Genomic DNA, 23749 nt, shown 5'->3' with positions numbered 1-23749 from the left:
CCGCGATAGCGGCGATGCTTCAAGCGCGCGGGCAGACGCCCCATTCAGGCGCAGCGGGCCCTACTGCGAATCGGACGCAGACGCGCCGAGCGAGCCGTACGTCTTTACGCTCGAGCGCTTGCGCAGCGACGCCACGTACGCCTCCAATTGCGTCTGCGCGTCGATTTGAGCGAGCTGGTGTTGCGCAGCGGCCAGGCGGTTCGGATCGATCGGCGCTGGCGGCAAGACGGCGTTGATACGGTAGATGGCATAGCCGTCGCTGCCGAGATCGACGCCCACGTAGCCCGGCAGCTTCGTATCGTCGGCCTTGAAGATGGCGCTGAGCGCGAGCGGCGAGACGCCTTGCGCATCGCTGCGCGAGATCTTTTGTTCGGCGCCGAAGCCGGCCGTCGATTTCGACTTTTGCAGTTCTGCGAGCTTGGCTGCGCCATCCTTGCGCGCCAATTCGGCGGCCTGCTCGGCCACGTACTTCGCCTTCACCGCGTCTTTGATCGAAGCGAGCGGCGGCGTGGCAGCGCTCTTGTAGTCGTTCACATGCGCGGCAATCAAGGTGTTGCTGCCGACGTCGATCGCCTGCGTGTTGTTGTGGTTCTTCACCGAATCGTCGGCGAACACGGCCGCAAGGAACTTCGGATTGTTCAGCGCACTGTCGGGCGGCAACGCGGGATTGGGCTTGGGCGTAACCGTCGCCGTTTGAACCGTCAGCTTGTATTTGTCGGCTGCCGGCTTCAGGCTCTTCGCCTGCTCGTAGACAATCGACGTGAAGCCATCGGCATCGTCGCTGTATGCCTTCGTGGCCAGTTGCGTCTTCAGATCCTTGATGATCGCGTCCTTGACCTCGTCAAACGGCTTGGTCGCCGCCGGTTTGACGTCGGTCGCTTTGACGATGTGATAGCCGAAGGACGAATGCACGACATTGCCCACCTCGTCCTTGCTCAACGCCATCGCTGCCGTATCGAACGCCTTTTCGCCCGTCAGCACGCCGCTCGTGGACCAGCCAAGATCGCCGCCCTTGGCCGCGGAACCCGGATCCTGCGATTCCTTTTCCGCGATCTGCGCGAACTGATCGGGGTGCGCCTTGACCTCGGCCAGCACGGATTCGGCTTTGGCTTTCGCCTTGGCGTCGTCGGCCGGGCTCGCCGATTTGGGCGAAGCGATCAGAATTTGGCTCACGCGCACTTCGCGCGGCGTCGTGTAATGCGCGATGTTTTCGTCGTAATACTTCTTCGCATCGGCCTCGCTCGGCGTCACTGCGGCGGCGAGCGTAGCAGGCGACAAAACGAGGTAATCGATCGTCGCCGTGGCAGGCGTCGCGAAATCGGCGCGATGCGCGTCGTAGTAGGCCGACAGCTGCGCGTCCGTGGGCTGCACCTTCGATGCGTAATCGCTCGCATGCAGCACGAGTGCTTGCACCGTGCGCTGCGCTTGCGCCAGCTGCGCGACGTGCTCGGCCAGCGACTTCGGCGTGAACGCGCTTGCTTCGATGCTTTCGGGGATTTGCTGCAAGGCCAGCCCGTAGCGCACGCGCTCGTCGTACTGCTCCGGCGTCATGCCTTGCATCGCGAGCAGTTGCTTGTAGCGATCGATGTCGATCGAGCCGTCCGGCTTGCGCAGCGACGCGATGACGGGATCGGCGAGCAGTGCGCGGCGCACCGCGTCGTCCGACGCCGTGAGATGCTCGCGTTGCGCTTCGTCGGCCAGGGCGCGTTGCTGAATCAGGTTGTCGAGCAATTCACTGCGGCGCGCGGGCGTATCGAGCGCCTTCGCATCGAACTGCGCGCCGAGAAACTGGCGCGCCTGGTCGAGCTGCTGGCGCATGGCGCCGTCGAATTCGGCGCGGGTGATCTTGTGCCCGTTCACGCTCGCGACGTTCGCGCTTTCGTCGAAGAAGTTGCGAAAGCCTTGAATACCGACGAAACCCAGCCCCGGCACGATGACGAGGACGAGCATGAGCATCATCAGGCGCTTGTGGTTGCGAAAGAAATCGAGCATGCGTGACTGGTTACGTTGGACAAAAACGCCCAATAGTACAACAGGTGCAATGGGGAACGGCAATTTAGACCGAACGCCCGTCCATCGGGCCGCCTCGGGCGCGTCGAACGGCGGGGTTGCCAGGGACCGTCGAGCGTCCGCAAAATAGCGCTCGCGGCGGATCTTGCGCCGCGAGCGCGTCGCCGCGGGGCGGCGCCCTTCTCGATTCGGCGCGTTGTCGGCGCCGTAGGGCCGGAGGCCGCACGCGACGCGGCGCCCGGGCGGAGGCGACCATGTTCTATCAGTGGCTCGAAACGCAACGCGCGCTGATGCGCTCGGTCGATGCATGGGCCTCGCTCGTCGCCGCTTCATGGGGCGGCTTGCCGGCTTCTACCGGCAATGCGCGATCCATCATGCAAGACGAAGACGCGGCGCGGCTCGCGGGCGTCGGCCCGCCCGGCTGCGATTGGCTCTATCGTCTGTTGCAGGCGACGCCCGAGCCGCCGCCTTTCGGTATCGAATCGGTGCGAATCGGGGGGCAGGTCGTTCCGGTGCGCGAAACGGTCGTCGATCGAACGCCTTTTTGCGCGCTGCGCGCGTTCGAACGCGAATTTGCCCCCTTGCCCGCTCAGCATGAGCCGCACAAACGGACCCAGCGAAAACGAGCGGCACGGGCAGACGCCACCAAGCCCGCCCGAGGCCGCCGCGCCGATGTAGCTGCACAAGCAGCCGCACAAGCAGCCGAGCCGCTCGCGAGAGCCTGCGTCCTGCTCGTCACGCCGCTCGCTGGGCACCACGCCGTGATGCTGCGCGAGACGGTCGAAACGATGCTAGAGGACGCCGATGTGTTCGTCACCGATTGGGCCAACGCGCGCGACGTGCCGCTCGCGCAAGGAAAATTCGGCCTCGACGATTACGTGCTAGCCGTCGAACGCTTCTTACGCCTTCTCGCTGACCGCGGCGTCCACGTGATGGCGGTCTGCCAAGCCGCGCCGCCCGCACTTGCCGCGGCTGCGCTCGTCGCCGGCTCGGGGAAGCATCCGGCGCCGCTATCGGTCACGCTCATGGGCGGCCCGATCGACTCGCGCTCTAACCCAACGATGATCGACCGGCTCGCGGCCACGCACGACATCGAATGGTTCCGCCGTACGCTGATCGATACCGTGCCGAGCGGGTACGCGGGCGTCGGCCGACGCATCTATCCCGGATATCTGCAGCACGCTGCGATCGTCGCGGCTCATCCGCATCGGCAATTGGCTCTCGAATCGCGCTATTGGACGAGCCGGCTCTCGAGCAGCGCGCGAGCGATCGCGTCGAGCCTGCGCTCGCTCAACGAGTATTGCGCCGTGCTGGACATGGACGAGGACTACTTCCTCGACACGCTGCGCATCGTCTTCCAGGAGCAGCGCTTGGCGCGCGGCACATGGTCGGTCGGCGCGCGACGCGTCACGCTCGCCGCGCTGAGCGCAACGGCGCTTTGCACCGTGGAAGGCGATCGCGACGACATCACCGGCGCCGGTCAGACGCACGCGGCGCACGATGTCTGCACGGCGGTGCCCGCCGAAAAACGCATGCGTCTGACCATTGACGACTGCGATCACTACGACCTGTTCACCGGCCCGCGGTGGCACGATGCGATCCACCCGGCGGTGAGGCGATTTTGGCTGAGCAATACGCCCGGGGGCGAGCGGGCGCGGCAATGATTGCGCGCGCAACCATCGGCTTCACGGGCGAGTCATAGGCGTAATCGATTACACCTCGCGCTCGGTCAGCGCGGTTTTTCCACTTTCACCTCGAACGCGTGTAGGACGATCCTTACACCGCTTCGTCAACACTTACCGCACTTTCATACGGCGCCGATTTTTTTCAAGCACCTTACCGTCGATACTGCAAATCATGGAATCAACGTGCCTGGCCCCCTGGCGAGGCGCTCCTTCGACGGAGGTCGTATGTTGAACGAAGCAGTTTTCGCCGACGACATCGCGGCACCGGCTGCCGCAAACGCCTCGGCCTGCACCGGCCGTGCGTCCAAGGCGGCGCGCCCCGCGCAACACTGCGCCACCTGTTCGATGCGCTCGGTTTGCATGCCGCAAACGCTGGACGCGCAGGAACTCCTGCGCTTCGATTCGATCGTCAGCGCCACGCGCCATATCAAGCGAGGCGACACGCTTTACCGGGCGAACGATCCGTTCCAGAGCGTATACGCCATTCGCGCCGGTTCGTTCAAAACGGTCGTCATGCATCGCGATGGTCGCGAGCAAGTCACCGGATTTCATTTGGCCGGTGAAGTGTTGGGCCTCGACGGCCTCGGCACCGAGGTGCACAGCAGCGACGCGATCGCCCTCGAAGACGGCAGCGTCTGCATCATTCCTTATGCGCTGCTCGAATCGATGTGCGCCGAATCGCGCACGCTTCAGCAGCAAGTGCTGCGCATGATGAGCGGCGAAATCGTGCGCGAATCGTCGCTCATGATGTTGCTCGGCACGATGAGCGCCGAGCAGCGAGTCGCCTCTTTCCTGCTCAACGTGTCGAATCGAATGAAAGCGCGAGGCTATTCAGCAGCCGAATTCAACCTGCGCATGACACGCGAAGAGATGGGCAACTTCCTCGGCATGAAGCTAGAAACGGTGAGCCGGATGTTCTCGAAATTCCAGCGCGACGGGCTCGTGCAGACGCAAGGCAAGCTGATTCGCATCGTCAACATCGACGCATTGGGCCGCGTATAAGAGGCGCTCGTGGCGCCTGCAAGCGCCCGGCAAGCGCACCGAAGACTCGGAAGCGCCTTTACGCTCGGACATCGAGCACCGCCGCACCCGATAGCCGCCCTTCCCGCAAATCGGCCAACGCCCGGTTCGCTTCGGCCAGCGGATAGACCGTGGTCTCGATCTGGAGCGCAATGTTCTCGGCAAGCCGCATGAACGCATGGCCGTCCTCGCGCGTAAGGTTGGCCACCGAGACGATTCGGCGCTCGCCCCATAGGTCCTCGTACGGGAACGACGGAATATCGCTCATATGAATTCCGCCGCAGACGACGACCCCGCCTTTGACCACCGCCCGTAACGCCGCCGGCACCAGCGCGCCGACCGGCGCGAAAATGAGCGCGGCGTCGAGCGGCGCGGGCGCCGGGTCGGCGCTGGAGCCGGCCCAGTGCGCGCCCAGTCGCCTTGCGAGCGCTTGCGCCGCCAGGTCGCCCGGACGCGTGAACGCGTAGACTTCTCGCCCCTGATGCCGCGCCACCTGCGCGACGATGTGCGCGGCCGCACCGAAGCCGTAGAGGCCGATCCGATGCGCATCGCCGGCCATCGAGAGGGTCCGGTGGCCGATCAACCCGGCGCACAGCAGCGGCGCCGCCTCGATGTCGGAATAGCGCGCCGGCAAATGGAAGCAATAACGGCTATCGGCGACCGTGCGTTCGGCATAGCCGCCGTCGATCGTATAGCCCGTGAACTGCGGCGCATCGCACAAATTTTCCTTGCCCCGCGCGCAATAGGCGCAATGCCCGCACGTATGGCCGAGCCAAGGCACGCCTACCCGGTCGCCCAGGGCGAATCCCGTCACGCCGTCGCCGAGCGCGGCCACGACGCCCGCGATTTCATGCCCCGGCACGAGCGGCGTCTTGGGCTGCGTCAACTCGCCGTCGATCACATGCAGATCGGTGCGGCAAACGCCGCAGGCATGCACCTCGATCAAAAGCTGGCCGGGTCCCGGCCGCGGCTCGGCCAACTCGCGCAATTGCAGCACGGGCGAACGCCCGTCGTACACCATCGCTCGCATATCGCTGTCTCCCTTTCCGTTCGCCCCGCATGCGCACCGCGCATTCGTCTACCCACGAAACGCGTTCCTCGTCCATTTCAGCGCAATCGGGCCGCCTCTTCTTGACCCAACGCAAGGCGCGAGGTTGCACATGGGGCGATCATCGATCGTGGGCAACGGCGGGGCGAAGTCGGCCGGCCTGCCCCGTGCCCGGCAGCGCCTGGTGGACCCATCACCGAACCGGATCCCGAACCGGAACCGGAACCGAACGCAGCAAGAGGAGGACATGACGATGCGCATCACCATCCATCTCAGTACGTTCGACGAACTCAATCCTTGCGCCTACGCGATCGTGTGGATCGATCGCGACGCTCGCAAATGGTCGCGCGAGAGCCACTTCGGGCTGGATCTGCCGACGTGGGGCGTCGTGACGTCGCAGCGCGGCGTGACGCGTCTGTGCAGCCCGCGCGCCGACGAGGCGATCTGCGAGCTGACCGGGTTCGATCTGGAGAGCGACGAGGGCCCGTTCGAGGGTGAAACGGGCGGCGCACAATTGTGCGGCATCAAGGCGCGCGGCCATTGGCACGTGCAGTGCGTGGACGAAGAAGCGACCTTGGCCGAGAACAGCGTATTTGCCGACGATGAAAGCATCTGATGCTGCGGCGGCCGCCCGGCGCCGAGCTTGCAGCTCGCGCGCACGGCATGGCGCGCGCGAGCGACCCGACCCCACCGAATGCTTATTCGGCTGAGACCGTGCGCTGACGCTGTTCGCCGAGCCCGGCGATGCCCAAGCGCATCGTCTGCCCCGCCTTTAGATAGACCGGTGTCGGCTTGATGCCGAGCCCGACCCCCGGTGGCGTGCCTGTCGAGATGACGTCGCCCGGCTGCAGGCTCATGCATTGGCTCAGATAAGCCACGATCTCGGCGACGCTGAAGATCATCGTGCGCGTATTGCCGTTCTGATAGCGGTGGCCGTCCACTTCGAGCCACAAGTCCAATTGCTGCGGGTCGGGCACTTCGTCGCGCGTCACGAGCCACGGCCCGAGCGGCCCGAAGGTGTCGAAGCCCTTGCCCTTGTCCCATTGTCCGCCGCGCTCGATCTGCCATTCGCGCTCCGACACGTCGTTGACGACGCAGTAGCCGGCCACGTAGCTGAGCGCATCGGCCGCTTCCACGTACTTGCACGGCTTGCCGATGACGACCCCGAGTTCGACCTCCCAATCGGTCTTGGTCGAACCGCGCGGAATGTGCACGTCATCGTTCGGGCCCACGATCGCGCTGGTCCATTTGTTGAAGACGACGGGTTCGGTCGGAATGGGCAGGTTCGATTCGGCCGCGTGATCGGCGTAGTTCAAGCCGATGCAAACCATCTTGCCCACGCGACCGACGCAAGCGCCCAAGCGCACACCCTCGGGGGCGCGCGGCAGCGTCGAAGGATCGAGGGCGCGCAGGCGCGCGAGTCCGGCGTCCGATAGGACGTCTCCGGCAATATCGTCGACGACCGACGACAGATCGCGCACGATGCCCTCTGCGTCGATCAGACCGGGCTTTTCCTGGCCCTTGGGACCATAGCGAAGAAGTTTCATGTATTACTCAATCCTCAAGATGGATAAAACGCGGCAGGCATGGCTCGCTCAGTTCGACCAGCCGCCGTCGATCAGATGAATCTGCCCCGTGGTGAATGCCGCTTCGTCCGAGGCCAAGTAGGCGGCCAACGCCGCGATTTCCTCGGGCCGCCCGATACGCCCCATCGGTTGCCGGGCGATGAATGCGGCCTCGACGTCGGCCACGCTCTTGCCCTGCGCCTGCGCTTGCTCCGCGATGCGTGCGGTTAGCGAGGGGGACGCCACGGTGCCGGGGCAAATGGCATTGCAGCGCACGCCGCGCGTGACGAAATCGGCGGCCACGGCCTTCGTGAGCCCGATCACGGCCGCTTTCGTCGTGCCGTAGACGAAACGGTTGGGCACGCCCTTCACGCTCGAGGCTGCCGACGCGAGGTTCACGATCGAACCGCCGCCACGCTCGAGCATGCCCGGCAGAAACGTTCGTATTGTCCGATACATCGACTTCACGTTCAGATCGAACGAAAAATCCCAGTCGGCTTCGTCGCATTCCAAGATGCTACCGGCATGAACGAAGCCGGCGCAGTTGACCAGCACGTCGACGCAGCCGATCTCTTCGGCCAGCGCCGTGATCGCCGCGCCGTCGCGCACGTCGAGCGCGCGCGCTTCAAACGGCGCTTGCGCGAGCATATCGAGCCGGATATCGGTGGCGACGACCCGAGCGCCCTCTTGGGCGAGGCGCTCGGCGCAGGCGCGGCCAATGCCCTGGGCAGCGGCCGTGACGAGCGCGGTCTTGCCTGCCAGGCGCGTGGCCGGCGACGCGGGAAAACTCGTGGCGATGGCGGTCATTGTTTGCAACACTCCGTCGAAAGGAAGCTATCAAAGGCTAGCATGGGCACCGCCGCGAACCGTCTACACGCGCGCGGCGCGATCCACGCTGACGTGGCGTCACGCGCTCGGCGTGGGCGATCTCGGATCCAACAAACCTTCGGCGCGCAACGCGGACCAGAGCTCGCCGGGAGTCGGCGTCGTGAACGCCTCGACGCTGCTTCGCAACTCGGCTACGCTGCTGGCGCCCGTCAGCACGCTTGCGACTGCCTCGTGCGCATACGGAAAGCGCAAGGCGGCGCTCGGGAGCGCAACGCCATGGGCATCGCAAAGCGCCTCGATCCGCGCGACGCGTTCGATCACCTCGGCTGGCGCGCTTCCGTAATTGAATTTGAGCGCGCTCGAAGCGTCCCCGCCGGCCTCCCGCAGATGCCGAACGCCGCGCGCGAGGATGCCCGAATTGAATGCGCCGCCCACGAGCATCGACACGCCGCGCCGCGCGCACTCGGGCAGCAGGGTGTCGAGGCTCCGCTGCTCGAGCAGCGTGTAGCGGCCGGCCAACAGTGCACAGTCGATCTCGAACTCGCGCATCGCGTCGAGCACCGCGCCCGCCTCATTCACGCCTAGTCCCACGGCCCGCACCGCGCCGCCAGCGCGCAGCTCGTCGAGCGCTTTGAAGCCGCCTTCGCTCAATTGCCGCCAATAGTGCGCGCTTTGCTCGCCGTGCGTGAGCGCGCCGATGTCGTGCACGAGCAAGATGTCGATGCGCGCCATGCCGAGCCGCTGCAGGCTATCGTCGAACGAGCGCAGGATGCCGTCGTACGTGTAGTCGAAAACGGGCGTGAACGGCAGCGGATGCGCCCAACCGTCGCGCGGTGCGCGCGCCGATGCGCCGCGATCGGGCAGCATGATCCGCCCCGCCTTCGTGCAAAGCACGAACGTATCGCGCTCACGCTCGCGCAGCGCCGCGCCGACGCGATGCTCGCTTTTCGTGTAGCCATAGTACGGCGCCGTGTCGAACAAGCGAATGCCGGCTTCCCAGGCGGCATCGATGGTCGCGCGCGCATCGGCCTCGTCGACATCACGATACAAGCCGCCTAGCCCCGCGCAACCGAGCCCGAGCGCCGTGACTTCGAGCGAAGTGCGGCCGATTCGGCGGCGCGCGCCCACCGCCGTGCCTGCGCCCGTGCTCATGCGCCCGCCTGCACGGGGGCCGCCCGGACGATCGGCAAGCAGCCGGGGCCGATTGGTTCGAACGCCTTGTAGGTCAAGATGAACTCCTGATGGCCGAGCAGTTCCGATTTCGAGCGCTCGCCGCGCCCGAGCGCGAGCGTCGCCTCGAAAATCTCGCGGCCGACCGCGTCGAGCGATGCGCGTCCTTCGAGGATGCGGCCCGCGTCGACATCCATATCGCCCGACAAATTGCGATACGTGGCCGGGTTCGCGCAAATCTTGATCACGGGCGAAACGGCGGAGCCGACGACCGAGCCGCGCCCGGTCGTGAAGAGGATGACGTGGCAGCCGCAAGCGATGAGTTCGCCGATCTCGGCGTTGTCGCTGATGTTCGGGAAACCGAACCGCGGCTCGCCGTCGGGCACGACGTCGAGCAAGTACAGGCCACCCGTCGGGGGAATGTCCCCGGGTTTGACGATGCCGACGATGGGCGACGCCCCGCTCTTCGCATAGGCGCCGAGCGATTTCTCTTCCTGCGTCGTCAAACCGCCGTCCGCGTTGCCGACCGCGAAGCTGCCATGCCCCATGATCGTGTAGTAGCGCGCTGCCTTCTCGACACAGGCCACGATGGCCTCGCCCAGTTCCGCGCGCGCCGCGCGCGACTTCATATGATGCTCGCAGCCCACGAGCTCGCCCGTTTCCTCGAACACGCAGGCTGCGCCGCGCTCGATCATCGCATCGAACGCGCGCCCTACCGCGGGATTGGCCGTGATGCCGCTCGTGCTGTCCGAGCCCCCGCACACGGTGCCGACGACCAACTCGTCAAAGCGCATCGGCACTGGGCGCATCTGAGCGAGCGTGCGCCGAGCGCGCCGCACCCAATCGACGCCGCGCATGATGGTGCTGCGCGTGCCGCCGGTTTCCTGAATCGTCAGCACTTCGACAGGCCGGCCGCTTTCGCGCACGGTATCGACCAGGAAGTGTTTGTTCATGCTCTCGCAGCCAAGCGAGACGAACAGCACCGCGCCGACGTTCGGGTGGGTCGCGATGCGCGCGAGCATCTTCTGCGCATAGGCGTTGGGATAGCAACCCGGAAAGCCGATCAAGTGGACTTCCGGCGCCGCATCGTGGGCGTTGACCGAATCGAAATCGGCAGCGGATAGGCCGTCGGCTTGCCCATCGGCTTCTTCGTCCGCCGCAACATCGGCGCCGGCATGCATCAAGCGCGGCGCGAATTGCGTCACGATTTCACGTGCGACGTGATGCGCGCATTCCACCAGATACGCAACGGCGACGACATTGCGTATCCCCTTGCGCCCGTCTTGCCGCAGATAGCCGAGAAGCGGCGCGGCGTCGGATGGGATCTCGTTCATATTCGTTTCCGCTGACAGTAGGTCAATCGTCGTGTCCGACGAAGGCATGGCCCTCGTCGAGCGTGTAAGTAGGCAAATAATCGCTTTCGAGATTGTGCGTATGCAGATGCCCGCCCTTGACGACGTTGCACGTGACATGACCGATCGGCGCGCCGTAGCGCAGGACCTTCTCGCCCGCGCTCAACGCACGGCGCGCGAGCTTGTGCCCGAGGGAGATCGTCGTCGCAAGCGCAACGCGCTCGCCCTCGATGTCCACCACGGCGCCCGCCTCGAGCGTGGTTGCGGCGATCAAGCAATTGTCGTCGGGACAGAGCAGCAGCAGCCGCGAGTCGAGCGTCATGGTCCCTTACTCCTGGCTGCCGGCCAAACGGGCAATCATCAACGAACCCAGAATGATGGCGCCGTAAATCGCTTGAATCCAAAACGACGGCACTTGCGCGAGCGTCAGCAAGTTTTGCACGACGCCGAGCAACAACACGCCGGTCAACGCACCGAGCATCGTTCCCTTGCCGCCGTCGAGCGAGATGCCGCCGATCACGGCCGCGGCGAACACCGTGAAGATCATGCCGTTGCCTTGATTGGCGTTGATCGCGCCCACATACCCCGTCACCACGATCCCGCCGATCGAGGCCAGCGCGCTACCGAGCACGAACACGCCCCAAACGATGCGCTCCACGCGAATACCGGCTGCCCGCGCCGCCTGCGCATTGCCGCCGATCGCATAAAGCGCGCGGCCGATGCGGTGATAGCGCAGCACGAAGGCGGCAACGGCAAACGCGACAGCCGCGAGCCATACCGACAGCGGCAACCCCAGCACGGTCACGGTGGCCAACGCGAAAAACGAAGGCGGCATGTCGAACAGCGTCCCGCCTTTGGTCGCGCCAACCAGCATACCGCGCAAGACGATCAGCATGGCGAGCGTCACGATGAACGCGTTCAGGCGCAAGCGCACGACGAGCAAGCCGTTGACCCAGCCGATCAGCGCGCCCACCGCGACGATCACGCATAGGCCCGCCGCCGCCGGCCACTGCCAGCCGAAGCCGGCAGAGGCCGCCGGCATCACGAGCATCGCGCCCAGGGCTGGGGCGAAACCGACGGTCGATTCGAGCGACAGATCGAATTTGCCGACGATGACGATCAACGATTCGGCCAGAACGACCAACGCCAGCGCAGCCGATGCACCGAGCACGCTGATGAGATTGGCTCGCGTGAGAAAGCTCGGACTGATCCAGGCGCCGATCGCGATCAACAGCACCAGTGCGGGCAACAACGCTAAATCGCGCCAGCGCGCCAAATCCAACCGGGATCCATGCGCCCGTGCGGCGCCCGCGACGGCGAAGGCGGCCGCGCGTGGCTGCGCCCCTGGGCTCGAGAAACTAGGCTTCATTCAGATCGACTCCTTCAATTGATGCGATCAATTCGTGATCGGCCCAACCGGCCGCAAACGCTTGGACGATGCGTCCGCGAAACATGACGAGGACACGGTCGCAGCCGCGCAAATCGTCGAGCTCGCCGCTCGACACGATGACTGCCCGCCCTTCGTTGCGCGCGCGCTCGGCCATGGCGAGCAACGCTTCCTTCGATTTGACGTCGACGCCGGCCGTCGGGTCGATCAGAACCAGGACGCGCGGATCGGTGGCAAGCGCCCGCGCCATGACGACTTTTTGCTGATTGCCGCCCGAGAGCCCCGACACCGGCGCAAGCGGGCCTGGCGCCACGATGCCGAGGGCGTCGATCGCCTCGCGTGCGAGCCGCGCCTTGACCGAAGGCGGCGCCAGACCGAACGACGCCAGCCGCCGGGCAAGCGTCATCGTCGCGTTTTCGGCGATCGATTGCGACAGCACGAGTCCTTCTCGATGGCGGTCCTTCGGCACGCACCCGATGCCCGCGTCGAGCGCGGCGGGCACGTCGCCATAAGGCAGCGACACGCCCGCGCCCGCCCGCTCGCCGAACACGCGCACCGCTCCCTTGCGCGGGCGCCGCAGCCCGGCGATGGCTTCGGCCACGCTCGTGCGTCCGCTGCTCGTCGCTCCGGTGAGGCCGATGACTTCGCCTCGCCGCACGCTCAACGAAACGTCGTGGAAGCCCTCGCCGCAAAGCGCGTCGACTTCTAGCGCAAGCGGCGCATCGCCGAGCGGCGCGCGCCGCGACGCATCGTCCCGCGCGACCCCGCCCGCTTCGCCCGTCATGGCTTCGATCAGCGCCTCGCGCGGCAGTTGCTCGACGCCCGCCGTCAGGATCCGGCGAGCATCTCGCAACACGGTGACGGCCTGGCAAATCTCATAGACCTCTTGCAGATGATGCGAAATGAACAGGAACGTTACGCCCTCGCGCTGCAGTCCCTCGATGCGATCAAAGAGCCGCTTGATCTCATCGCCGTCGAGCTGCGCCGTGGGTTCGTCGAGAATGATGAACCGTGCGCCGTGCGACAACGCGCGGGCGATCTCCACGAGTTGCCGCGCTTCGACGCCCAAGTCGCCGCAACGCGTGTCCTCGCGCACATCGATGCGCCAATGGTCGAGCAGCGCGCGCGCTTCCCGCCGCATCGCGCGCCAATCGATGATTCCGCCGCGCGTCGGCTGCCGATTCACGAACAAGTTCTCGGCGACGCTCAGCTCGGGAATGACGGTGGAATGCTGATAGACGCACGCCACGCGCTCGCGCCAAGCGTCGCGATCGGAGATCGGCGGCGCCAACTCGCCGCCGAACCGGATCTCGCCTTGATCGGGCTTGCGCAGCCCGGTCAAAAGCGACACCAGCGTCGACTTGCCCGCGCCATTGCGGCCGACGAGTGCATGCGATTCGCCCGGCATCACGCGTAAATCGACGCTCGATAGCGCCGTCGTCGAGCCGAAGCGCTTGGTTGCGCCGCGTGCTTCGACGACGGGCGCCGTCGGGCGTCCCGCGCTTTCACTAGAAAGAAGAACGGCTGCCATGTCGGCTCGCTGGTTCGATGTGTCGAAATGGAACGGGGCGCGCACGCCGCTCACTTGAGCGTATTGCCCCAAAGGTTTTTGTCGTCGACGTTCGCTTTGGTGACGAGCGGCGCGGGCAATTGATCTTCGAGCATGCCGGGGGCCAACTCGACGATCGTGCTGCCGTGATCGGTCGGACCGGCCTTGAAGGTCTTGCCCGCCAGCGCTTCCTTCAAATACCAGAGGCCGTATTTCGCGTAGGCATCGGCCGGTTGCGACACGGTCGCGTCGATCTCGCCCTTGCGGATCGCATCGAACTCTTGCGGAATCCCGTCATTGCTGACGATCACGATATGCTTCGCATCGCCGACCGGAAACAACATCTGCTTGCGGCGCAGCGTCTGCAGCGTCGGCGAGAGATACACCCCGCCCGCTTGCATATAGATCCCTTTGACATCCGGGTTCGCGGTCAGCAGGCTGTCGAGCGCGGAAGCGGCCACATCGCCCTTCCAGGCGGCCGGAATTTCGAGCACCTGCAGCTTCGGATAGTGGCTCTTGATGCAAGAGCGGAATGCTTCGGACCGGTCCCGGCCGTTGACGGATGCGAGATCGCCCATGATCTGCACCACTTTGCCCTGCGATACGTGATCGCCGATGTACTTGCAGGCCTTCTCGCCATAGGCCCGGTTGTCGGCGCGCACGACCATCGCCACCTTGCCCTGCGTCGGCGCCACATCGACGGCCACGACGGGCACGTGCTTGGCCGAGGCTGCATCGAGCGCCCGGCTGATTGCCGCCGAATCGAGCGGTCCCGTGACGATCCCTTTGACGCGTTGATTGAGCAGCGCGTTGATGTCGGTGATCTGTTGCGCCGGGTCGCCATTCGAGTTGACGGGCGCGAGCATGTTCACACCGAGCTCTTTCGCGTACTGCGGCAGATAGTTGTTGTACGCCTGCCAGAACGGCGAGGTGAGCAGCGGCAAATTGGCGCCCACCACTTCGCTTGCGCCTTGTGCGGCTTGCACCGCGGGCGCGGCCGCCCCGAAAGCCGCGAGCGCAGCCGCCGTTGCAAGACTGTAGCGCGCCCATGCGCGGCGGCTGGCGCGCGCCCGGGCGCGTGCCGAGGGCGACGCCGCGAGTCGAAGAACACGAAATGCGCGAATTGCCCAATGCCGGGTATCGGCCGGCTCAAAGCTGAACGTCATGGTTGTCTCCTAGTCCTCATGCGTCGGGAAGACGCAACGGCTCGGGCTTTTCGGGCCCGATCTATGGTCCGCTCTGCGGCGGCTTCGCTATGCTGCGGTTTGCGGCTTTGGCGGATGTCTCCGCGAGCCGGGTTCGTCGGCGTCGCCGGTTTGCGATCGACGCAATGATTCATGGATGAACGTATTATTCATATACGGACGATCCAACGTCAAGGACGACGTTCGCCCGTGTTTTCCCTTAGTGCCCCAAGCTGTGAGGAAGCGACGCCAGTGAAACCAGCCAAGCAAACCGCCGCGAACGAAGCGGCGCCGGACGGCGCAACCGATGAGGCCGAGCGTTACCGCGCGCCGGCGCTCGACAAAGGGCTCGACATCCTCGAGCTACTGTCCGAACAAAAGGAAGGATTGACCCGCGCCGAGATCATGAAGGCGCTGGGACGCAACGCGAGCGAGATCTACCGGATGCTCGAGCGGCTCGTCGCTCGGCAATACGTGATGCGCTCGAGCGCGGGCGATCGCTACTCGTTGAGCCTCAAACTATTTGCGCTCGCGCACCGGCACCCGCCCATGAACCGGTTCATTGCCGAAGCATTGCCCGTGATGCAGGCCTTTGCGGAGACGGCCGAGCAGTCGTGTCACTTGACGGTCTACGATCGGGGCAACTTACTCGTGATCGCCCAGGTCGACGGCCCCGGCACGTGGGGCCTGTCGATTCGTCTCGGCTCGCGAGTCGGCTTGGTCGACACTGCCTCGGGCCAAGTCATGCTCGCATTTCAGAGCGAGGCCGAACGGGTGCGCATGCTCGCGGAGCACACGAAGGTCAAGGGGGAAATCGCGCTCGGCGATGCGGCGCTCACGGCATTGCTCGCGTCGATTCGCGAGCGAGGGCACCTGCGCAAGGACAGCGCGCAAACGTTCGGCGTGACCGACGTCACGTTCCCGATCCTCGGCCCGTCCGGGCATGCGATGGCCTGTCTCACGACGCCTTACATGCGACGCATCGACGAGTACGTCGCGCCCTCGCTCGATGACGTGACCGCCATGCTCGACACGGCGGCGCGCAAACTGTCGATGCACGAGGCGAGCTAGCGATGCGGCGCGACATGGCGTCGCACGTTGCGCGCTCAACTTGCGAAGGACTTGCGCCGTTAACTCAGGGAAAGAACCACCGACACAGCGCAATAGAACCTCTCACACATTCGATATGAAACCAGGCACACCGAACGAAGCAAGCGGTCTGGACGCGAGCGGCGTCACGTCCGTCGATCTATTCGACCTTACGCCGACCTCGCTTTGGCTCGAAGACTACAGCCGCCTGCATGCGCTGTTCGCTACCTGGCGCGAGCAAGGCGTAACCGACCTGCGCGCGTTCCTCGCGGCCGACACCGGCCGCGTCGCGCAATGCTCGGCTTGCATTCGCGTGTTGAAGGTCAATCGCCGCACGCTGCAAATGTACGGCGCGCGCGACTTCGACGAGCTATGCGCGCGCTTGGACGTCGTGTTGCGCGACGACATGCTCGAAGCGCATGTCGACGAACTCGTCCAAATGTGGTCGGGCAACTGCACGTTCGAAAGCCAAAGCGTGAACTACACGCTGGACGGACGGCGGCTCGACATCTTGCTCAAGGGCGTCATCCTTCCCGGCCACGAAGCGTCGTGGGACCGGGTGCTCGTGGCCATCGACGACATCACGGCGCTCGAAGATGCGCGGCGGCGCGTGGCCGCGAGTCAGCAATATGCGCAAGGATTGTTCGAGCACGCACCCGTTTCGCTATGGATCGAGGACTTCCGCCGCATCAAAGGGCTGATCGACGAGGTGCGCGAACAAGGCATCGTCGACTTTCGCACTTTCACCGATGTCCACCCTGATTTCGTCGAGCGCTGCATGGCGGAGATCGTCGTGCTCGACGTCAACCGCTATACGATCGACCTATTCAAGGCAGACGACAAAGCCTCGCTGCTGGACCGTCTACCCGAAGTGTTTCGCGACGACATGCATCAGCACTTTCGCGAGCAGTTGATCGACCTGTGGGAGGGGCGGCTGTTCCAGCAGCGCGAGGTGCTCAACTACGCGCTCGACGGCAGCGAAGTCCATCTGCATTTGCAATTCTCGGTCTTTCCTGGCCATGAGGATCAATGGGACCTCGTGCTGCTCGCGCTGACCGACATCACCGCGCGCAAAAAGGCCGAGGCGTACCTCGAATATTTGGGCAAGCACGACGTGCTCACGAAGCTGAAGAACCGCTCGTTCTATGTCGACGAACTCAATCGCCTCGAGCGCAAAGGCCCCTTCCCCGTCAGCGCGATCATCGTCGATTTGAACGACCTGAAGACCGTCAACGACCAGTTGGGCCATGCGGCGGGAGACGCGCTCTTGCGTCGTGCAGGCGAAGCCCTGTCCAAAGCGATTCAAAAGCCGTATCACGCCGCGCGCATCGGCGGCGACGAGTTCGTCGTGCTGCTGCCCGGGGCGAACGAACGCGACACCGAAGTGGTGGCCGAAAGCATCCGGCAAATCGTCGAGCTCAACAATCAATTCTATTCAGGCCCGGCGCTGAGCTTTTCGATGGGCTACGCCACGTGCGAGCGCGGCGAGCGCATCGAAGACATGCTGCGCGAGGCCGATGCCGCGATGTACGAAGACAAGCGCCGCCATCACGCCCCTGAAGCCGCCTCTGGAAGCTGACCACCGTTTCTTTTTGCCCGAGGGTTGACTATCTATCTATTAGTAGATAAAGTGGTGGGCATGGAAACGACGAAGCCGGTACGCGAACAGATCCTCGATCATGCGATCACGCTCATGATGCTGCGCGGTTACAACGGCTTCAGCTACCGCGATTTGTCCGAGCTCGTCGGCGTGAAAACGTCGAGCATCCATTACTACTTCCCGTCGAAAGACGATTTGGTGCTCGAAGCCGTTCATGCCTATACGCAGGAAGTGCAACGCGCGGTTCGAACGATCGACGTTGCCCTGCCGGCCGAGGCAAAGCTCGCCAAGTTCGCGAAGATGTTCGGCCGCACGCTCGGCGATGGCGATCATATTTGTCTGTGCGGCATGCTCGCCTCGGACATCGAAACGTTGCCCGAGCCGGTCCGCGTAGCGGTGCAAGGTTTTTTCAGGGCGAACGAGGCCTGGCTCACCGATGTCTTCGCCGAAGGCATGCGCGACGGCACGCTCGCATCGAGCGCCAAGCCCGATCAGGCGGCGCGGGCCTTCTTCGCGGCATTGCAGGGCGCAGGGTTGGCAAGTCGGCTGTTCCGCACCAAGAGCCGGCTCGCAGAAGTGCAAGCGTCGTTCAAGTTGTCGAAGTAAGCATTAGCAGGCAGTATGGAAGCAAGGGGCGCAAGACAGCGCCCCGTTTTAGGGTTGATTTATCTATCTTCTGGTAGATAGATTATTGAATCGTTGCGACCCGCAACGGGAGAAGTACCCACTGTGCAGTAGGGTTTTGCGGATGGCCTATCTTTTACGAGCGCAGGCCGAGCACACCCCACCTTCATTCATTGAGAGGAGCTACACCATGTCGATCGAAAAAGTTCTCTATCGTGCCCATGCTCGCGCAACGGGCGGCCGCGACGGACGCGCAGTCGTTCCCGACAGCGGCCTGGACCTGCGTTTGACGACGCCGCGAGAACTGGGCGGCGCGGGCGGCGACGGCGCGAATCCCGAGCAACTGTTCGCGGCCGGCTACAGCGCGTGTTTCATCGGGGCAATGAAGTTCGTCGCGGCGCGCGACAAGATCGCTTTGCCGCAGGACGTGGCAATCGACGGTAGCGTCGGTATCGGCCAGCTTCCGAATGGCTTCGGCATCGAAGTCGAATTGAAGATCTCGCTGCCGGGCATGGACCGCGCCGCGGCCCAAGCGCTGATCGAAAAGGCACACGTCGTCTGCCCGTATTCGAATGCGACGCGCAATAACATCGACGTGACGCTCACCCTCGTCTGAGCCCGCGCTTCAAAGCATCAAGAAAAAAACCCAGGCTTCACCGGCCTGGGCAAACACCACCGGGAACCCCAGCGGCTCGGAGAAGATCGGCGTCGCATGGCAATGCGAACACCACAGCGGTTCGGCGATCCGCCGAGGAGAATCGCCGAACCGTCCGCTGCGCCGTAATCGATCGTTAGTTGTGCTGATAAACGGGCGGCGAGTACGTGCTGACGGCGCCATCGTTGGTGCGGCTGCCTGCTTGCGAGGCACCCTCCACGCTGGGCCCATAGCCGCTCGTATCGGCTTGCGCGACGCCTTGCTGCGCGTTGACGCGTTGCTGAGCGGCTTGGATGTTTTCCGGGTAGTGTTGCCAATCGCGCGGGTTGTAGCCGGCTTGCTCGAGACGCACCAGATCGGCGCGCACTTGGTCGCGCGTGAGCGGTTGGTTCGATTGAGCGAAAGCGGCCACGGGGGCCACGAGGGCGACGGCAACTGCGATTTGCTTGATGAATGCGTTCATGATGACTACCTCCGAATACTTTTTTAAGGGGCTGCGACACGGTTGTGTGCAGCAGGTGAAGGCAGTGTAGGCTCAGGGTCTTCCCGGATAAATATGGGAATTCGGAATTCATTGGTGCGTGTGGGATAACAATCCTGGCCCGCCGTTAGCGTCCAGTTTGCGCGGTCCCGAAGCGCCGCGGCGCAAGATGTTCGACAATGAAGCAGCAGTGACCATTCGAAAAGAGAACGATACGGAGGAGGCGTCCTATGGACCGCTTCGTTGCAATGAAGGTATTCGCGCGGGTCGTCGAATCGCACAGTTTCGTGAAGGCCGCCGAATCGCTGCATATGGCGGCGCCGCAGGTGTCGCGGATCGTCCAGGCGCTCGAGGCGCATCTCGGGGCGCGCTTGCTCAACCGGACGACGCGCAGCATCAGCGTGACGGACGACGGCGAGGCTTACTACCAGCGCTGCGTTCGCGTGCTGGCCGAAGTCGACGAGATGGAAGCGGAGCTCACCCACGCCAAGCTCAACCCGAAGGGGCGGCTCAAAGTGAACCTGCCGGCGCTCGTCGCCAAACTCGTCATCATTCCTGCCCTGCCTGAGTTTTTCGAGCGATACCCCGATATCGAGATCGAGATGGGATTGAGCGATCGCCAAGTCGATATCGTCGAAGAAGGCGTCGATTGCGTGATTCGCACCGGCGAACTCGAAGATTCGGGGCTCGTCGCACGGCGCCTGGGCAACATGCGGCGCGTGACGTGCGCTTCGCCGGCTTACCTCGACAAATACGGCGAGCCGAAGACGATCGACGACTTGCGCGAGCACATCGGCGTCAATTACGTATCGAGCAATACCGGGCGCGTGCGCAGTTGGGACTACGTGGTGGACGGCCGCGTCGAAACGGTCGATATCCGCGGCATGATCGCGGTCAACGACGTCGACGCCTATGTGTCATGTGGCCTGCACGGCCTGGGATTGCTCAAGACGGCGATTTTCCCGATCGCTCGATATCTCGAGAGCGGCGAACTGAAAGAAGTGTTGACCGGCTATTGCTCGCCGCCCCGGGCGATTTCCATCATGTACGCGCGCAACCGCCACTTGCCGCGCAAAGTGCGTGTGTTCGCCGATTGGGTGCAGACGCTCTTTGCTAACGAGCCGTTGATGCAGACTGCCGCCGGGGCAGCGCTGAGCGTGAATGCCGCGAAAGCCGCGTAGCGGCGCACGCGGCAACAAAAAACCCGCAAACCTTTCGGTGATGCGGGTCTTGGGCGGTGGCTACGGCTGCCGATGTGGGCCGATGCCGCTCGCGAACGATGGTGGGTGCTGAGAGGCTCGAACTCCCGACCTACGCCTTGTAAGGGCGCCGCTCTACCAACTGAGCTAAGCACCCGTTCGCGAAGCCTTTTGCTGCTTGCTTTGTTGCGCTTCTTGCTTTTCGCTGTGTTCCACGAACGTGAACATTCGCAACCAGCAAGCCCGCTAGTTTAGCGCATCTTTCAGAGCTTTGCCAGGCTTAAATTTCGGCACCTTCGCGGCCTTGATCTTGATCGCTGCGCCCGTGCGCGGGTTGCGGCCCGTGCGTGCGGTGCGCTTGCCGACGGCAAACGTGCCGAAGCCGACGAGCGTCACCGTGCTGCCCTTTTTCAGCGCGCCTTTGACGCCGCCGATGACAGCATCGAGCGCGCGCCCGGCCGCCGCCTTGGATAGATCCGCTTGCTGTGCAATGTGGTCGATCAGTTCCGTCTTGTTCATCCGAATCCCCGATGATGAATGTTGGACAATCGCGAGCGCGCTCCGAAGCGCGCGAAAGAAGCGCAGCCATACTGCGCCGGCCCATTAAAAGTGGCCGAAACTGCCGTGTCAACAAGGGTTGCGCCTGATCTACCCTGGGCTGCGCAACGGCTTCCAAGTGCGAACGTGCGAATCGGTGCATAGCGCGCGGGCATAAAAAAACCGCGACCGGCGTTTGTCACGCCGTCGCGGTTTTACCCGTTAGTCGCCTGAACGGCGCCGGGTCAGTGCTTAACGACTTCCGTCGCTGCCGCATCCTTGGTTGCGTCGGCCACGGGCGCGGCCTTCACTTCTTCCTCGACCAACGGCTCAGGCACGCGTTCCAAAGCGAGCTCGAGCACCTTGTCGATCCAGCGCACCGGCACGATCTCGATCGCATTCTTCACGTTATCGGGGATATCCGCCAAATCCTTGACGTTCTCCTCGGGGATCAGAACGAGCTTGATGCCCCCGCGATGCGCCGCCAGCAGCTTTTCCTTGAGCCCGCCGATCGGCAGCACTTCGCCGCGCAGCGTGATCTCGCCCGTCATCGCCACATTCGCACGCACGGGGATACCCGTGAGCACCGAGACGAGCGCCGTCGTCATCGCGATACCGGCGGACGGACCATCCTTCGGCGTCGCGCCTTCGGGCACGTGGATGTGAATGTCCTGCTTCTCGAACGCTTCATCCTTGATGCCCAGACGCCGCGAACGCGAGCGCACCACCGACCGCGCCGCTTCGACCGACTCCTTCATGACGTCGCCGAGCGATCCCGTGCGGATGACATTGCCCTTGCCAGGCATCACCGCCGCTTCGATCGTCAGCAAATCGCCGCCGACTTCCGTCCAAGCGAGGCCCGTGACCTGACCGATCTGGTTTTCCTTCGCTGCCAGGCCGAAGTCGTACTTGCGCACGCCAAGGAAGGTGTCGAGGTTGCCGCTGTCGACCTTGATCGCGCCTTCCGCCTTCTTCAGCAACAGCATCTTCACGACCTTGCGGCAGATCTTCGACACTTCGCGCTCGAGCGAACGCACGCCCGCCTCACGCGTGTAGTAGCGAATGATGTCGCGGATCGCGGCCTCGGTCACTTCGACCTCGCCTTCGCGCAGCCCGTTGTTCTTCTTCTGCTTCGGCAGAAGGTAACGTTGCGAAATGCTGACCTTCTCGTCTTCCGTGTAGCCCGACAAGCGGATCACTTCCATCCGGTCGAGCAGCGGCGGCGGGATGTTCAGCGAGTTCGACGTGGCGACGAACATCACGTCCGACAGGTCGAAATCGACCTCGACGTAGTGATCGGCGAACGTATGGTTCTGCTCGGGATCGAGCACTTCGAGCAGCGCCGAGGACGGATCGCCGCGGAAATCCATGCCCATCTTGTCGACTTCATCGAGCAAGAACAGCGGATTGCGCACGCCGACCTTCGTGAGGCTCTGCAAGATCTTGCCCGGCATCGAGCCGATGTACGTGCGGCGGTGGCCGCGGATCTCGGCTTCGTCGCGCACGCCGCCCAACGCCATGCGCACGAACTTGCGGTTCGTCGCACGTGCGATCGACTGGCCGAGCGAGGTCTTACCGACGCCCGGAGGCCCAACGAGGCAAAGAATCGGCGCCTTCACCTTGTCCACGCGTTGTTGCACGGCGAGGTACTCGAGAATGCGTTCCTTCACTTTCTCGAGGCCGAAGTGGTCTTCGTCGAGCACGCGCTCGGCATTCGAGAGGTCGTTGTTGACCTTGCTCTTCTTGCGCCACGGCAACGCGATGAGCGTGTCGATGTAGTTGCGCACGACAGTGGCTTCGGCCGACATCGGCGACATCAGCTTGAGCTTCTTGAGCTCGGAATCGGCCTTCTTCTTGGCCTCTTTCGGCATACGCGCGGCTTCGATGCGCTTCTCGAGCTCTTCGAGGTCCGCACCCTCTTCGCCTTCGCCCAGTTCTTTCTGAATCGCCTTGACTTGCTCGTTCAGGTAGTACTCGCGTTGGCTCTTCTCCATTTGGCGCTTCACGCGGCCGCGGATGCGCTTTTCGACTTGGAGGATGTCGATCTCGGCCTCGAGCTGCGCAAGCAGGTGCTCGAGCCGTTCCACAACCGGGAACATCTCGAGAATGTGCTGCTTCTGATCGAGCTTGAGCGGTAAGTGCGCGGCGATCGTATCGGCCAGGCGCCCCGCTTCATCGATGCCCGCGAGCGACGTCAAAATTTCGGGCGGGATCTTCTTGTTCAACTTCACGTATTGGTCGAACTGCGACACGATAGCGCGGCGCAGCGCCTCGGTCTCGGCGCTGTCGGCGTGATCGGGCTCGAGCGGCATGACTTCGCAGGAAAATTGCGTTTCCTGCTCTTCGATCGAGAGCGTCTTGGCACGCTGCAACCCCTCGACGAGCACTTTCACGGTGCCATCGGGCAGTTTCAACATTTGCAGGATGTTGGCGATACACCCCACTTCATACATGTCTTTTTCGGTCGGCTCGTCCTTGGCCGCGGTCTTTTGCGCGACAAGCATGATGTGCTTGCCGCCCTCCATCGCGACTTCGAGCGCCTTGATCGATTTGGGCCGCCCCACGAACAGCGGGATAACCATATGCGGGAAGACGACTACATCTCGCAACGGCAGCAGCGGGAGCGTGATGCGCTCTTGAGGAAGGAGTTGGGTTCCTGACATTTCATTTCCCCATGGATGGAATCAGTTCGTTCGGTAGTTGAGGCCCGCAGTACGGATTGCAAGCCTACGCGTGTGGGAAAAGTTCAGTGAATTGAGAAGCGGT

21 protein-coding genes and 1 tRNA gene are annotated in these 23749 nt (G+C 63.9%); 8 read left to right on the top strand and 14 right to left on the bottom strand.

Annotated elements, in window-relative coordinates; translation table 11 throughout:
• Positions 1 to 60 precede the first annotated feature (60 nt).
• Positions 61 to 1992, bottom strand: a complete 1932-nt coding sequence (locus MMB74_RS08370; protein WP_277428132.1) for a SurA N-terminal domain-containing protein — start codon at positions 1990 to 1992, stop codon at positions 61 to 63.
• Positions 1993 to 2264: 272 nt separating this feature from the next.
• Between MMB74_RS08370 and phaZ the strand changes: the two genes are divergently transcribed.
• Positions 2265 to 3674 carry a polyhydroxyalkanoate depolymerase gene (gene phaZ, locus MMB74_RS08365; protein WP_277428131.1) on the top strand — a complete coding sequence of 470 codons (1410 nt, stop codon included), beginning with the start codon at positions 2265 to 2267 and terminating at the stop codon, positions 3672 to 3674.
• A gap of 246 nt (positions 3675 to 3920) precedes the next feature.
• The gene (gene fnr, locus MMB74_RS08360) at positions 3921 to 4697 is read left to right on the top strand and encodes a fumarate/nitrate reduction transcriptional regulator Fnr (RefSeq protein ID WP_277428130.1); all 777 of its coding nucleotides are present in this window, start codon (positions 3921 to 3923) and stop codon (positions 4695 to 4697) included.
• A 58-nt stretch (positions 4698 to 4755) separates the two neighbouring features.
• Here fnr and MMB74_RS08355 read toward each other — a convergent pair whose 3' ends face one another.
• Positions 4756 to 5745, bottom strand: a complete 990-nt coding sequence (locus tag MMB74_RS08355; RefSeq protein ID WP_277428129.1) for a zinc-dependent alcohol dehydrogenase family protein — start codon at positions 5743 to 5745, stop codon at positions 4756 to 4758.
• A gap of 265 nt (positions 5746 to 6010) precedes the next feature.
• Here MMB74_RS08355 and MMB74_RS08350 point away from each other — a divergent pair, with 265 nt between their 5' ends.
• Positions 6011 to 6379 (top strand): DUF3564 family protein, encoded by a 369-nt coding sequence (locus tag MMB74_RS08350; protein WP_346780671.1) that lies wholly within the window; start codon positions 6011 to 6013, stop codon positions 6377 to 6379.
• A gap of 82 nt (positions 6380 to 6461) precedes the next feature.
• On the opposite strand, the gene MMB74_RS08345 is transcribed toward MMB74_RS08350, so the two are convergent.
• The 8 genes from MMB74_RS08345 to MMB74_RS08310 all read right to left on the bottom strand — a co-directional run bounded on the left by MMB74_RS08345 (position 6462) and on the right by MMB74_RS08310 (position 14780).
• Positions 6462 to 7310, bottom strand: coding sequence for an ureidoglycolate lyase (locus MMB74_RS08345; protein ID WP_277428128.1), 849 nt, complete (start codon positions 7308 to 7310; stop codon positions 6462 to 6464).
• A 48-nt stretch (positions 7311 to 7358) separates the two neighbouring features.
• Positions 7359 to 8135 (bottom strand): SDR family oxidoreductase, encoded by a 777-nt coding sequence (locus MMB74_RS08340; protein ID WP_277428127.1) that lies wholly within the window; start codon positions 8133 to 8135, stop codon positions 7359 to 7361.
• Between the two features lie 99 nt (positions 8136 to 8234).
• Positions 8235 to 9308: an aldo/keto reductase gene (locus MMB74_RS08335; RefSeq protein ID WP_277428126.1), complete on the bottom strand. Its 1074-nt coding sequence runs from the start codon at positions 9306 to 9308 to the stop codon at positions 8235 to 8237.
• On the bottom strand, positions 9305 to 10660 hold the full coding sequence (locus MMB74_RS08330) for a UxaA family hydrolase (RefSeq protein ID WP_277428125.1): 1356 nt from the start codon (positions 10658 to 10660) through the stop codon (positions 9305 to 9307). The genes MMB74_RS08335 and MMB74_RS08330 overlap by 4 nt, the downstream gene beginning before the upstream one ends.
• A 22-nt stretch (positions 10661 to 10682) precedes the next feature.
• Positions 10683 to 11000: a UxaA family hydrolase gene (locus tag MMB74_RS08325; protein ID WP_277428124.1), complete on the bottom strand. Its 318-nt coding sequence runs from the start codon at positions 10998 to 11000 to the stop codon at positions 10683 to 10685.
• 6 nt (positions 11001 to 11006) lie between these two features.
• Positions 11007 to 12047: an ABC transporter permease gene (locus MMB74_RS08320; protein ID WP_277428123.1), complete on the bottom strand. Its 1041-nt coding sequence runs from the start codon at positions 12045 to 12047 to the stop codon at positions 11007 to 11009.
• Complete coding sequence (locus MMB74_RS08315; RefSeq protein ID WP_277428122.1) at positions 12037 to 13596, bottom strand: sugar ABC transporter ATP-binding protein; 1560 nt, start codon at positions 13594 to 13596, stop codon at positions 12037 to 12039. The genes MMB74_RS08320 and MMB74_RS08315 overlap by 11 nt, the downstream gene beginning before the upstream one ends.
• A gap of 50 nt (positions 13597 to 13646) precedes the next feature.
• Positions 13647 to 14780: a sugar ABC transporter substrate-binding protein gene (locus MMB74_RS08310; RefSeq protein ID WP_277428121.1), complete on the bottom strand. Its 1134-nt coding sequence runs from the start codon at positions 14778 to 14780 to the stop codon at positions 13647 to 13649.
• 270 nt (positions 14781 to 15050) lie between these two features.
• Here MMB74_RS08310 and MMB74_RS08305 point away from each other — a divergent pair, with 270 nt between their 5' ends.
• The 4 genes from MMB74_RS08305 to MMB74_RS08290 all read left to right on the top strand — a co-directional run bounded on the left by MMB74_RS08305 (position 15051) and on the right by MMB74_RS08290 (position 18727).
• Positions 15051 to 15869: an IclR family transcriptional regulator gene (locus MMB74_RS08305; RefSeq protein WP_277428120.1), complete on the top strand. Its 819-nt coding sequence runs from the start codon at positions 15051 to 15053 to the stop codon at positions 15867 to 15869.
• A 115-nt stretch (positions 15870 to 15984) separates the two neighbouring features.
• Positions 15985 to 17466, top strand: coding sequence for a sensor domain-containing diguanylate cyclase (locus MMB74_RS08300; RefSeq protein WP_277428119.1), 1482 nt, complete (start codon positions 15985 to 15987; stop codon positions 17464 to 17466).
• A 60-nt stretch (positions 17467 to 17526) separates the two neighbouring features.
• Entirely contained in the window at positions 17527 to 18093 is a 567-nt protein-coding gene (locus MMB74_RS08295; protein ID WP_277428118.1) for a TetR/AcrR family transcriptional regulator, read from the top strand.
• Positions 18094 to 18301: 208 nt separating this feature from the next.
• Positions 18302 to 18727: an organic hydroperoxide resistance protein gene (locus MMB74_RS08290; protein WP_277428117.1), complete on the top strand. Its 426-nt coding sequence runs from the start codon at positions 18302 to 18304 to the stop codon at positions 18725 to 18727.
• Positions 18728 to 18902: 175 nt separating this feature from the next.
• On the opposite strand, the gene MMB74_RS08285 is transcribed toward MMB74_RS08290, so the two are convergent.
• Positions 18903 to 19229, bottom strand: a complete 327-nt coding sequence (locus tag MMB74_RS08285) for a DUF4148 domain-containing protein (RefSeq protein ID WP_277428116.1) — start codon at positions 19227 to 19229, stop codon at positions 18903 to 18905.
• A 248-nt stretch (positions 19230 to 19477) separates the two neighbouring features.
• Here MMB74_RS08285 and MMB74_RS08280 point away from each other — a divergent pair, with 248 nt between their 5' ends.
• Entirely contained in the window at positions 19478 to 20428 is a 951-nt protein-coding gene (locus MMB74_RS08280; protein ID WP_277428115.1) for a LysR family transcriptional regulator, read from the top strand.
• A 99-nt stretch (positions 20429 to 20527) separates the two neighbouring features.
• On the opposite strand, the gene MMB74_RS08275 is transcribed toward MMB74_RS08280, so the two are convergent.
• From MMB74_RS08275 to lon, 3 genes are all read right to left on the bottom strand, one after another.
• Positions 20528 to 20603: transfer RNA gene (locus MMB74_RS08275), tRNA-Val, on the bottom strand.
• 89 nt (positions 20604 to 20692) lie between these two features.
• Positions 20693 to 20965, bottom strand: a complete 273-nt coding sequence (locus MMB74_RS08270; RefSeq protein WP_277428114.1) for an HU family DNA-binding protein — start codon at positions 20963 to 20965, stop codon at positions 20693 to 20695.
• A gap of 263 nt (positions 20966 to 21228) precedes the next feature.
• Entirely contained in the window at positions 21229 to 23646 is a 2418-nt protein-coding gene (gene lon, locus MMB74_RS08265) for an endopeptidase La (RefSeq protein ID WP_277428113.1), read from the bottom strand.
• Positions 23647 to 23749 lie beyond the last annotated feature (103 nt).

The organism is Trinickia sp. Y13, assembly GCF_029522115.1.
Classification (GTDB): Bacteria; Pseudomonadota; Gammaproteobacteria; order Burkholderiales; family Burkholderiaceae; genus Trinickia.
This window is presented reverse-complemented; position numbering and strand designations above follow the sequence as displayed.